Origin of the sequence: Stenotrophomonas sp. S39, from assembly GCF_016624665.1 — a bacterium.
GTDB lineage: Bacteria > Pseudomonadota > Gammaproteobacteria > Xanthomonadales > Xanthomonadaceae > Stenotrophomonas.
The window spans coordinates 1-12,424 of the sequence record NZ_JACVTT010000115.1; the positions used below are offsets into that span (position 1 = coordinate 1).

Consider the following 12,424-nt stretch of genomic DNA (forward strand, 5'->3'; position numbering starts at 1 on the left):
CCCCCCCCCCGCCCCCCCCCCCCCCCCCCCCCCCCCCCCCCCCCCCCCCCCAACCCAGGGACTCAACCCGAACAACCCGCCACGAGGGGCTCAGCCGTTGGCCGAATCCAGTAAAATCGACCGCATGAACGCCCCCACCTTCCCCTACGACACCGCGCGCCTGAGCGAACTGGCCCAGCTGCTGATCGACAACGTCCGCGAACTGGCCCACGCCGGCTGGACCCCGGCCACCAGCAGCAACTTCTCCCACCGCCTGGACGACCGCCACGCCGCAATCACGGTCTCGGGCAAGGACAAGGGCCGCCTGATCGAGGACGACATCATGGTGGTGGACTTCGACGGCCTGGCCGTCGGCCGCCCGCTGCGTCCGTCCGCCGAGACCCTGCTGCACACCCAGCTGTACCGCCGCTTCCCGGAGATCGGCTGCGTGCTGCACACCCATTCACCGGTGCAGACCATCGCCTCGCGCCTGTACGCGCCGCAGGGCCACATCCGCATCGAAGGCTACGAGCTGCTGAAGGCCTTCGCCGGCAACAGCACCCACGAAATGGCCATCGACGTGCCGGTGTTCGCCAACACCCAGGACATGAACGTGCTCTCGGCGCAGGTCGATGCCCTGCTCGACACCCAGCCCCTGTGGGGCTACCTGATCGACGGCCACGGCCTGTATGCCTGGGGCCGCGACATGGCCGAAGCGCGCCGCCACATGGAAGCCTTCGAGTTCCTGTTCCACTGCGAGCTGGAACTGCGCAAGCTGCGCGGCTGAACCGGCGCCGGGGTGCAGATTCCAATCCGGAATCTGCCGCCCTTCACCACCCTGTTACCCTGTCTTCCCCCCGAGACGTTCAAGCTGCCGCCATGAGCCGACTGCGCATCTACGACGACACCCATCCCGAATCACCGCTGCTGGATTCCCAGGACGGCGCGATCATCGCGGCCGAACTGCAGAAGATCGGCGTCACCTTCGAGCGCTGGCAGGCCACCGCGCCGGTCGCGCCGGGCGCCAGCCAGGACGAAGTGTTCGCCGCCTACCGTGCGGACATCGACCGCCTGGTCGCCGAGCGCGGCTTCAAGAGCGTGGACGTGGCGTCGATCGCCCCGGACAACCCGAACCGCGCCGAACTGCGGAAGAAGTTCCTCGACGAACACTTCCACAAGGAAGACGAGGTGCGCTTCTTCGTCGCAGGCTCGGGCCTGTTCACCCTGCACGTGGGTGACAAGGTCTACGAGATCGAGTGCGTGAAGGATGACCTGATCGCCGTGCCCGACGGCACCACCCACTGGTTCGACATGGGCGATGAGCCGAGCTTCGTGGCCATCCGCTTCTTCACCGAGCCGGACGGCTGGGTCGGTCACTTCACCGGCACCGACATTGCGCAGAAATTCCCCCGTTACGTTCCCACCCAGGCGTCCTGATCCATGCAGCCCCGCGTCATCCTGACCGACATCGAAGGCACCACCAGCAGCATCTCATTCGTCAAGAACGTGCTGTTCCCTTATGCCCGCCAGGCCCTGCCGGCCTTCGTGGCCGAACACGGCCAGCAGCCGGAGGTGCGCCGCTGGCTGGATGCGGTGGCCACCGAGATCGGTGGCGTCTGCCAGGACAGCCTGGTGGCCGAGACGCTGCAGGGCTGGATCGACCAGGACCGCAAGCACACGGCGCTGAAGGCCCTGCAGGGCCTGATCTGGGATGCCGGTTACCGTCGCGGTGATTACACCGCGCACTTCTACCCGGAAGTGGCGCCGGTGCTGAAGGGCTGGCATGCCTCGGGCCTGCCGCTGTACGTGTACTCCTCCGGCTCGGTGCCGGCGCAGAAGCTGTTCTTCGGCTTCAGCGATGCAGGCGACCTGAGCCCGCTGGTGTCGGGCTGGTTCGATACCGAGATCGGCGGCAAGCGCGAGGCGGACAGCTATCGCAACATCGTGCAGGCGATCGGCGTGCCGGCCGGTGAGATCCTGTTCCTGTCGGACGTGGTGGAAGAACTGGATGCCGCCCGCGAGGCTGGCCTGCAGACGCGCCTGATCGACCGCCTGGATGACTACCCGATGCCGCGCACCGGCCAGGCCGCCAACGGCCACGACCGCGTCGAGAATTTCCAGCAGATCCAGCTGTAACCCGTAAGGCGTGCGGAACAACGGTCCGCACCCACCACCAACGGTCCGCACCCACCCGACCACGCTCAACGATCGTTGAGGGTCCTGATCTTCAGTGCTTCGCGCAGCGTCGCCAGGTCCACCGGGCCGCGTACGGCGATGTCACGGGTCTCGCCCGGCAACAGGTCCAGCAGGTTGTCTTCCACCTGCACGTCCAGCGCGCCAAAGTCGATCCACGCCGCGCGCACGTAGGCCGCGCTCTGCAGGCGCAACCGGTAGTGGTCACCGTCGATGGCCAGCACCGCCTTCAAAGCCTGCCGCGGCAGTACCTGGTCCTTGGCCTCCACGAAGCCGACCACCTGGCGTGCACTCACCTTGCCCTCCTGCAGCAGCTCGAACGCCGCCACGGTGCGCTTCGGGTCCGCGCCTGCCAGCAGTTCGGCATCGGCGAAGTCACCCACGGGGGTGACGCCCGCCGCGGCCAGGCTCACCGGCACCTCGCGGCGGCGCAGTACCTTGCCATCCACGTCCATCACCCGCAGCCGCCAGCTCGCCTGCACCGCCGCACCATCGTTGATCAGGCGCACCCGCGTGCTGCCTTCATCACGCAGCGCTGCCACGGTCACCGGCGCGAAGAAGCGCCGTGCAGCGAAGTGCAGCGCCTTCCAGCGCCCGTAGTAATCGACGCTGGACCACGATGCGCCCGGCCACACGTCGTTGAGCTGCCAGTACAGCGAACCCATCGTGTACGGCCGCGATGCGCGGTGGTGCAGTGCCGCCAGGGCAATGCCATCGGCCTGCATCACCTGGCTGAGGTAGACGAAATCCTCGAAGTCCTTCGGCGTGCCATAGCCCAGCGCGATGTAGTGCAGCAACCTGCTGTTGCCCTCGCCTGCCATGAACTTCTGGTGGGCACGGATCACCGGACTGTCGATGCCCTGCTCGTCGCGGCTCGCGATCTGGTCCACCGTCGCCACCGCCGGCCAGGCCTGCAGGCCGTACTCGGACATGAAGCGCGGGGTCTCGTGCAGATACGCCTGCACCGGCAGCGCCGGATTGCCCCAGACCTGCCAGTAGTGCTTGTCGCCGCGGGTGGAATCGTTGGCCTTTTCGTCCAGGTCGTTGCTGGGCGAGCTGGACCAGTACGGCACGCCCAGGCCCTCCTCACCCACGACCTGGCGCAGATCATGGCCGAACAGGTCCACATAGCCCTGCCACACCTTCGCTGCGAATGCCGGGTCGGCCGCCTTCAGGTCACGGCCGTGGCCCCAGTCCTTCCAGGCGGTTTCTTCCTCGTTGTTGCCACACCACACCACGATGCTGGGGTGGTGCCGCAGGCGGCGCACGTTGTCGCGCGCCTCAGCCACCACGCTGGCGCGGAACGCGGGATCGTAGCCGGGCTGCATGCCGCCGCCGAACATGAAGTCCTGCCAGACCAGCAGGCCCAGCTCGTCGGCGATGTCGAAGAACGCGTCGTCCTCGTAGTAGCCACCGCCCCAATTGCGCAGCATGTTCATGTTGGCGTCGCGGGCGGCGGTCAGCACCTGGCGCAGCCGCGCAGGATCAACGCGGGCGGGGAACGCATCGAACGGAATGACGTTGGCGCCCTTGGCGAAGATCTCCACGCCGTTGATGACGAAGGCGAAGCCCTGCCCACCCTTGCCATCTTCCTCGCGGCGCAGCTCGACGGTGCGCAGGCCGATGCGCTGTTCGCGCGCCAGTTCAGCGGAACGCCCGCCCTCCAGGCGTGCCTGCACGCTGTAGCGGTCCTGCGCGCCGTGGCCGACCGGCCACCAGCGCCGCGGATCAGCCAGTTCAACGGGAATCTCGACAGTGTTCGCGCCCGGTTTCAGCAGCACCGTACGCTGCACCTGGGCCACGCTGCGGCCCTCGGGGTCGCGCACGTCCACATCCACCACGGCAGAACCGGCGGCATTGCCCTGCTCCACCTGCAGCAGCACCGCCAGCTTCGCCTGCCGGCTGTCCAGTGCATCGGTGCGCACGGCCAGGTCAGTCAGCCGGTGCGTATCCCAGGCCTGCAGATCCACGCCACGCCAGACCCCGGCGGTGACATAGCGCGGGCCCCAGTCCCATCCGAAGTGATAGGCCGGCTTGCGCGCGAAGTTGCCGACCATCGCATCCTTCGGCTCATCACCATAGGGCGAGGGATAGTTGCCGGCGATCCTGTGCGGCATCGCCTGTACGCCGGGCAGCAGCGTGCGGATGGGCGAGCGGAACACGATCAGCAGTTCATTGCCCGTGGCCTGCAGGCGCCCTTCCACGCGCGCGTGCCAGGTGCGGTGTGCATTGTCCGCGCGCAGCAGCGGCTTGCCGTTGAGGGTGACCTCGGCGTAGGTGTCCAGCCCGTCAAAGCGCAGTTGGGCATTCGGCTTCGCCAGGGTTGCCGCATCCACGTCGAAGCGTGCGCGGTACTCCCAGCTCGCCAGGCCGATCCATTGCAGCTCTGCCTCGGCCGCGCCCACGTAAGGATCGCGGATCAGGTCATGGGCGAGCAGGTCGGTGTGCACGCTGCCGGGCACCGTGGCCGCACGCCACTGCTGAAGCCCGGGGTGGGCGGCACCCTGGGCATCGCCCGGCAGCAGGCGGAATTCCCACTGCGCCTGCAGCGGCGCGGCGGCGGCAGGGAATGCAGCCGCCACGACCAGCAGCAGGAGCAGACGGACAACGAGGGAAAGACGATGCACGTGATGCTCCTGGTGTTCCGCCGGGCGTGGCCCGGCGCTACCCATTTCCATGCGTCATGCGTTCGGCGAAACGTGCCTCAGCGAACGACGTTCAACACTTCGTAGCACGCGCCCATGGTGTGGTAATCCACCTTGCCGGCCGGGCTCTTCTCGTCGCTGTACTTGCGGTTGTCGGCATCGAGGATGCGGAACCAGGCGCCGTACTGGTGGTCGACGAAGTGCTCCCACGAATACGCCCAGATGCGCTCGTACCACTGCCAGTAGCGCTCATCGCCGGTGCGCTTGGCCATCAGCGCCGCGGTGGCCAGCGTTTCGGCCTGCACCCAGAAGTACTTGTCGTCGTCGCAGACGAAGCTGTCGCCGCCGATCGGCGCGCCGTCCATGCCCGGCTGGCGGCGCGACTCCGGCGCGAAGCCGTAGTACAGGCCACCGCGTGCCTCGTCCCAGCTGCGCTCGACGGCCACGTCGAACAGATGCTGCGCGGTCGGCACCAGCCAGTCGGCCTGCACGTGGCGGTCAAGGATCAGCAGCAGCTTGGCCCACTCGGTCTGGTGGCCGGGCTGGAAACCCCACGGGCGGAACAGGTGCTTGGGATTGTCCAGGTTGTAATCCCAGTCGATCTCCCAGTTCACGTCATAGTGTTCCCAGACCAGCCCGCCGGCCTTGGCGGCCTGGCGGCGGGTCATGTTGTCGGCCAGCTGCAGCGCGCGCTCGACATAGCGCTGCTCGCCACTGGCCTCGAAGGCGGCCAGCATCGCCTCGCACATGTGCATGTTGGCGTTCTGCCCGCGGTAGCCGGTGAAGTTCCACTGGCCATCGGCTTCGTCCTTGTACAGGCCGTGCTGCGGCTCCCAGAAGCGTGCTTCCAGCAGCTGCCAGGTTTCGTCCATCCACGTGCGGGCCTGCTCGACGCCGGCCTTCAGCGCACAGCTGTAGGCCAACAGCACGAAGGCCACGCCGTAGCAGTGGTTCATGTCGTCCTCGACCTTGCCATCGCGCAGGGTCCAGGCATAGCCGCCGGTGGCCGGGTTGCGGTGCACCTCGCGCAGGTAGCGCACGCCGTGCTCGACCGCCTCGCGGTACTCGGCATTGCCGAATTCGCGGTAGGCCATCGCATAGTTGAAGACGAAACGCGTGCTGCTCACCAGGTGGCGGTGGCTGGCATCGTAGATGCTGCCGTCATCACGGAAGTAGTGGAAGAAACCGCCGTTCGGATCGATGCAGCGCGGGTGGTAGAACGCCATCGTGTCGGCGATGTGTGCGCGCAGGAACGCGGGCGAACGGAAATCGGGCGAGGTGCTCATGCGGGAAGGTCCTGTGCCTGCAGCAGCTGCTGCACTTCATCGAGCGAGGGCATCGCGGCGAACGCGCCCTTGCGGGTAACGGCCAGTGCGCCGACCGCAGCGCCGAAGCGCAGCGTGGCAGCGATGGCCTGCGGGTCCTGGCAGAACGCGGCGAAGCCCGCACCGGCGCCGCCCCGCTCCAGCAGGCCGACCAGCACGCCACCGACGAAGGCATCGCCGGCGGCGGTGGTATCGACCGTGGCCACGTTGAAGCTGGTGACCTGGCCCTGCTGCTCACGGGTGTACCAGTGCAGCGTGGCGGCGCCATCGGTGACGATGACCCAGCGTGCCTGCGCAGCCAGCAGGCGCTGCAGGACGATCTGGTCGCCTTCGGCACCGTGCGGCGCGGCCAGGTAGTCCAGTTCCTCGCGCGAGAGCTTGACCAGGTCGGCGCGCTCCAGCGCCTGCCACAGCCACGGCGTCGGATCGACATCGGCCGGCCACAGCGCCGGGCGCAGGTTGAGGTCCAGGCTGACCACCGCGCCGGCGGCGCGGGCGCGGTCCATGCCGGCGAAGGTCGCCTCGGCAATGGCCGCTTCGGTCAGGCTGTTGGAACAGACGTGGAAGCACTGCGCGTTGTCCAGGCACGCGGCCTGGAAATCGCTGTCACGGAACAGCAGGTCCGCCGCCGGCGGGCGATAGAAGCTGAAGCTGCGCTCACCTGCGGCATCCAGCGCGACGAAGGCCAGCGCGGTCTTGGCCGCATCGGTACGCACGATGTAGTCGGTACCGACGCCGTGCTCGACCAGGCTCTCGGCCAGGAAGTCACCGAACATGTCGCGGCCGAGCATGCCCACGAACTGGGTCTTCGCACCCAGCCGCGCAGCGGCCACGGCCACGTTGGCCGGCGCACCGCCGGCGTACTGCAGGAACGCGCGCGGGGTGTCGGCCGAAGCCGGCGGCTGCGCTAGTAGATCGATCAAAATTTCGCCGAAGCAGACAATGGCACCCATTCTGGACTCAGCCTCCCTGCGTTGCGGAGGCCGGCGTACGAGCGCCGACCAGACCGTAGAAAATGATGTAGCCGTAGCACAGCAGCGGCAGGATGAAGCTGGCCTGGACCCCGATGTGGTCAGCCAGGACGCCCTGCAGGTACGGCACCACGGCACCGCCGACGATGGCCATGATCAGCAGGCTGGAGCCCTTGTTGGTCAGCGGGCCCAGGCGCTCGATGCTGAGCGCGAAGATGGTCGGGAACATGATCGAGTTGAACAGGCCGATCGCCACCACCGAGTACAGCGCGACGCTGCCGGAAGTCATCATCGTCGTTGCCAGCAGGCCCACATTGACCAGCGCGAAGATCGCCAGCAGGCGGCTGGGCGAGAAGCGCGCCAGCAGGGCCGAGCCGGCAAAGCGGCCGATCATCGCCATCGTCCAGTAGGCCGACACGTAATGGGTCGCCTGCTGTTCGCTGAAACCGCCGATGCTCGGCATCGACAGGTAGTTGACCAGGAAGCTGCCGATCGACACTTCCGCGCCGACGTAGAAGAAGATGCCCAGCACGCCCAGCAGCAGGTGGCGCTTGCGCAGTGCATCGAAGTAGCTGTGGTGATGGCCCTGGTCGGCCTGTTCGGTCGCATCGCTCAGCGCCGGCAGGCGGAACAGGAACACGAACAGCGCCAGCAGCACCAGCGCCACCGCCAGGCCCACGTACGGGCCCTGCACGGCCTGTGCCTCGGCGGTGCGGTAGGCCAGCTGTTCGGCAACCGGCAGCGCTTTCAGTTCATCGGCGCTCTTGACCGTGTTGGACAGGATCAGCATGCCGCCGAAGATCGGCGCGATGGCCGTGCCCAGCGAATTCAGCGCCTGGGCCAGGGTCAGGCGGCTGGAGCTGGTCTGTTCCGGACCCAGCAGCGCCACATAGGGGTTGGCGGCGACCTGCAGCACGGTGATGCCGGTGGCCAGCACGAACAACGCACCCAGGAACGCGCCATATTCGCGCAGCTCTGCCGCCGGCCAGAAGCCCAGCGCGCCGATGCCGGCGATCAACAGGCCGGCCACGATGCCCTTCTTGTAACCCAGCGCTGCCACCAGGCGGCCTGCCGGCAACGACATCAGGAAGTAGGTGCCGAAGAAGGTGAACTGCACCAGCATCGCCTTGGCGTAGTTCAGCTCGAACACCGCCTTCAGGTGCGGGATCAGGATGTCATTGAGGCAGGTCAGGAAGCCCCACATGAAGAAGATGGTGGTGACCACGGCCAGTGCCTTGCCGTTGGTGACGGCCGGTGCGTTGCCGGGGGAACCCGATGGGCGGGGCGTTGCGGAGATCGGCATGCGGTTCGCGCCTCGATGCGCGGAAGGTCGTTGTTGCGTGGAAGGAGTGTGCGTTGAAGGGAATCAGTTGGGTCGGGCGGCGCTGCTTTCGCGGATGCGCAGCTGCACCGGGGCGACGGTGCGCCGTGGCGGTGCATCCGGATCGTCCAGGCGCTGCAGCAGCAGTGCGGCCGCCTGCCGGCCGCGCTCGCGCGGGTCGGCGGTGAGGGTGGTCAGCGGCGGCACCGCCACGGAGGCTTCGGAAATGTCATCGAACCCGGTGACCGCGAAATCGCCACCGGGGCGGATGCCGCGCGAGTTCAGGCCCAGCATCAGCCCCAGCGCGACGGTGTCGTTGTAGCAGACCGCTGCGCTCGGCCGGTGGCCATCGACGAACAGTTCGTCGGTGCGCGCAGCGGCTTCCAGGCGGTTCGGCGCCGATTCGATCATCCAGCCTGGCGGCAGCGTCAGCCCGGCCTCGGCGAGGGCCTGCTGGAAACCGGCGCGACGCTGGTGGCACGAGCTGGAATCGGCATGGCCGCCGAAGAACGCGATCTGGCGATGGCCGCGCTCGATCAGGTGGCGGGTGGCCAGGTAGGCGCCGTGCTGGTTGTCCAGGGTCAGGAAGTCCCAGTCGGCACCGTCCAGTTCGCGGTTGAACAGCAGCACGTTGGCGTTGGCGCCCAGCGCCTGGCGTACCAGGGTGGCATCGCTGCCCTCGGCCGGCGACAGGATCAGCCCGGCCGGGGTGTGTTCCATCAGTGTGGACAGCACGGCCTGCTGGCGCTCGGGCGATTCGCCGGTGCTGCCCAGCAGGGTGACGTAGCCGCGCCCGCCCAGCGCCTCGTCCACCCCGGAGGCGAATTCGGCGAAGAACGGGTTGGACAGATCGTTGATGACCAGCGCGATGCTCGACGAGGTGCGCCGGCGCAGATTGGCCGCGGCACGGTTGTAGACATAACGCTGGCGGCGCAGTTCGGCCTCGACCTTGGCCCGGGTATCGACGTTGACCAGCGGGCTGCCACGCAGCACCAGCGACACGGTCGCGCGCGAAACGCCGATGGCACGGGCGATGTCGGTCACCGTCACCGCCTTGCCGGAACGCTTGCTGGAACTGCCGCCGTTGTCGTTCATCGTCTTCCCGGACTCCGCTGGAGCCTCAAGCCTAATGGATCGTGACGCTGTCGTGCCGTGCCGTTCGCTGGGTTGCCTCGAACGGCACAGCGCCGATCACCGCAGCTGGCTGCCTGGTGCAGCGCACCAGGAGACCGGCAGATCGGCCACCGCGGTGCCCCAGCCCTGCGTCGGCGCCTGGCCGTCGAGGGCGAAACGCACGCGCGGGCCCTGCTGCAGGCGGTTCCAGTCCAGCCACACCGGCGCATGGGCCTGGCCATCGACCTGCACGCCCTGCACGTACTGCAGGCGGCGGCCGTCGGCGCCCGGTGCGTCGATGCGCAGGGTGCGGCCGTTGCCCATGTCCACTTCCACCTTGGCAAAGCGCGGCGTGTGCAGCAGGAACTCGCCGCTGCCCGGCACCGCCGGGTACACACCGATGGCGCTGAACAGGTACCAGGCCGACATCGTGCCCAGGTCATCGTTGCCGGTCACGCCGTTGGGCGCATTGGTGAACAGCTGCTGCGCGGCACGCACCACGGCGGCGGTCTTCCACGGCTGGCCGATCAGCGTGTACAGCCACGGCGAGTGCAGGTCCGGCTCGTTGTTGGGGTTGTAGCGGAACTGGTTGTAGTAGCTGTAGGGCCCGACCACCCACTCCTTGCGGGCGGCGTTGAGCGGGTCGGCCTGCAGCGCGTCCATCGCGAAGAACGCATCCAGGCGGCGGCCGGCCTGTTCGCGGCCATCCATCGCTTCCACCAGGCCCGGCACGTCCTGCTGTGCCAGCCACTGGTACTGCCACGCGGTGCCTTCATGGAACCCGTGGTGCGAGCGCGGGCTGTAGTGGCCGTCGGCCGGGGTGTACCACTGGCCATCTTCGGTGCGCGGGCGCGGGAAGCCGGTGAAGCCAGTCTCGGCATCACGCACCTGCGGATCCCACACCTTGCGCCAGTTGCGGCCGCGCTCGCGCAGCGTCACCGCATCCTGGGCATGGCCCAGGCCATCGGCCATCTGCGACAGCGCGCAATCGGCCACGGCGTACTCCAGCGTCGCCGAACCGCCGTGGTGCGGATCGACATCCATGCCCTTGGAGGGGAACGCGCGGTCATAGACCACGTAGCCCTTGTCCAGGTAGGTCGGGTTGCCCGAACGGCCAGCCATGCGCGAGTTCAGCGGCGGCGTACCGAAGGCGTTGCGGCGCAGCGCATCCCAAGCCTGCGATTCACGGCCCTTGAGCGCACCGAAGCGCCACAGGTCGACCATGAAGGGCGTGACCGGGTCGCCGGTCATGATGTTGGTTTCGAAGTTGGCGTAGCCCCAGCGCGGCAGCCAGCCGCCCTGCTCGTCGATGGCCAGCAGGGTGCGGCCGATGTCGCGGGCCACGTCCGGGCGGGTCAGCGCCAGCCACTGGTTCTGCGCACGGTAGGTATCCCACAGCGAGAAGTACTCGTAGTAGGTCCAGCCATCGGCGCGGTGGATGCCATCGTCGTAACCCCGGTAGCGGCCATCGGCATCGCTGCCGGTCAGCGGCTGCAGCAGCGCGTGGTACATCGCGCTGTAGAAGACGGTGCGGTCATCGCCGTTGCCGCCCTGCACGCGCACCCGCGCCAGCTGCTCGCGCCAGGCCTGCTGGGACAGCGAACGCATCCTGTCGAAACCGATCAGCGCCCCACCCTGCATGCCCTCGGCGCGCAGGTTGGTGCGTGCACCTTCTGCATCGACGTGCGAGATCGCACTTACCGCAGTGACCGACTGGCCCTTGGCCAGGTCGAAGGTGAGCCAGGCGCCATTCGGCTTCTGCTCGCCTTCCATGCTGTGCCGCGCGTTGGGCAGGCCACCGGTTTCGCTCCAGGTGCCATGCGCCTTGAACGGACGGTCGAATTCGACGCGGAACCAGGTGGTGTACTGGTGGCCACCGCAGAAGCTCTTGGTGACCAGCTTGCCTTCCACCACGCGGTCGCCGACCACATCGACCACGCTGCCGATGACCGAGTGGCGCTCGTTGGCCTGGCCGACGTTGATCATGACGTGGCCATCGCCGCTGCGCTGGCTGAAGGTGTAGCGCTCGGCTGCGGCGCGGGTACGTGCAGTGGCTTCGGCGTCGATGCCGCCGTAGCTGGTCAGCCGCACCTTGTAATAGCCCGCCTGGCCGACCTCACCATCATGCGTGTAGGCCGAGGCGTAGGCCTTGTGGTCGAACTGCTTGGGGTTGCCGGTATCGAAATCGCCGCCCGGACCGATGCTGCCGGTGACCGGCAGGATCGAGACCTGGCCGCCCTGCTCCCAGCAGCCGGCGCCGGACAGGAACGAATGGCCGAAGCCGCGGATCTTTTCGTCGTCGTAGCGCCAGCCGGAGTAGTGGCTGCCGATCGGGCTGACCTGGATCAGGCCGAAGGGGGCCGAGGCGCCGGGGAAGGTGTTGCCGTCATCCTTGCTGCCGATGAAGGTATTGACCTCGCGCTCCAGCGCGGCCGGTGCGGCCTGCAGCCAGGGCGTGACGGCCAATGCCAGCAAGCAGGCGACGCGCGCCAGTGGGCGATGGGACAGGGCCGGCGAGCGGCGGGCAGACAGACGGCGGGACAACCTGGTCACGGACAGGACTCCTTGGCGGCAGGGCGGCAGCGGGGCGCCGGCCACGGTGGGCCGAACTCCTCGTTTCCATCGGTACAAATCCGCACCCCGGCGGATTTAGATCGATTGAAGTAAAGCAGGGAGCGCCCATCCATGCATTCTGCGCCGCAGCAAAGAGGGGGTGGTCGTGGCAGGGCTTGCAGCCCTGCACCTGCTGCGAGCCAGGGCAACGTCAACTTCAAAGGCCTGCATCCCGTGGGTTGGCGGGGTGGTCCGGTTGAGGGGGACGCCGTAAATACGTCCATGTAGGCTCGGTCGCGGCATCCATGCCGCTCACGCCCCCTC

The 12,424-nt window shown here is 67.8% G+C and carries 9 protein-coding genes; 3 read left to right on the plus strand and 6 right to left on the minus strand.

Translation table 11 applies throughout. From position 1 onward, the window contains the following. The first annotated feature begins 124 nt into the window (after positions 1-124). The 3 genes from IAE41_RS20080 (at position 125) to mtnC (ending at position 2,115) form a co-directional block, all read left to right on the plus strand. Positions 125-766 carry a methylthioribulose 1-phosphate dehydratase gene (locus IAE41_RS20080; RefSeq protein WP_108770673.1) on the plus strand — a complete coding sequence of 214 codons (642 nt, stop codon included), beginning with the start codon at positions 125-127 and terminating at the stop codon, positions 764-766. 92 nt (positions 767-858) lie between these two features. Continuing rightward, a complete protein-coding gene (locus IAE41_RS20085; protein ID WP_079221721.1) occupies positions 859-1,416 on the plus strand; it encodes an acireductone dioxygenase in 558 nt (185 codons plus the stop codon). Positions 1,417-1,419: 3 nt separating this feature from the next. Beyond that, positions 1,420-2,115: an acireductone synthase gene (gene mtnC / locus IAE41_RS20090; protein WP_200734318.1), complete on the plus strand. Its 696-nt coding sequence runs from the start codon at positions 1,420-1,422 to the stop codon at positions 2,113-2,115. Positions 2,116-2,180: 65 nt separating this feature from the next. Here the strand turns inward: mtnC and IAE41_RS20095 are convergent, their stop codons facing one another. The 6 genes from IAE41_RS20095 to IAE41_RS20120 form a co-directional block, all read right to left on the minus strand. Continuing rightward, entirely contained in the window at positions 2,181-4,799 is a 2,619-nt protein-coding gene (locus IAE41_RS20095; protein ID WP_200734319.1) for a glycoside hydrolase family 2 protein, read from the minus strand. A gap of 77 nt (positions 4,800-4,876) precedes the next feature. Continuing rightward, complete coding sequence (locus IAE41_RS20100) at positions 4,877-6,103, minus strand: AGE family epimerase/isomerase (protein WP_200734320.1); 1,227 nt, start codon at positions 6,101-6,103, stop codon at positions 4,877-4,879. After that, entirely contained in the window at positions 6,100-7,095 is a 996-nt protein-coding gene (locus tag IAE41_RS20105) for a carbohydrate kinase (protein ID WP_200734321.1), read from the minus strand. The genes IAE41_RS20100 and IAE41_RS20105 overlap by 4 nt, the downstream gene beginning before the upstream one ends. Positions 7,096-7,102: 7 nt before the next feature. Further along, positions 7,103-8,416 (minus strand): L-fucose:H+ symporter permease, encoded by a 1,314-nt coding sequence (gene fucP, locus IAE41_RS20110; protein WP_200734322.1) that lies wholly within the window; start codon positions 8,414-8,416, stop codon positions 7,103-7,105. A 63-nt stretch (positions 8,417-8,479) separates the two neighbouring features. After that, a complete protein-coding gene (locus IAE41_RS20115) occupies positions 8,480-9,529 on the minus strand; it encodes a LacI family DNA-binding transcriptional regulator (protein ID WP_079221715.1) in 1,050 nt (349 codons plus the stop codon). 96 nt (positions 9,530-9,625) lie between these two features. After that, positions 9,626-12,079 carry a GH92 family glycosyl hydrolase gene (locus tag IAE41_RS20120; protein ID WP_200734323.1) on the minus strand — a complete coding sequence of 818 codons (2,454 nt, stop codon included), beginning with the start codon at positions 12,077-12,079 and terminating at the stop codon, positions 9,626-9,628. Positions 12,080-12,424 lie beyond the last annotated feature (345 nt).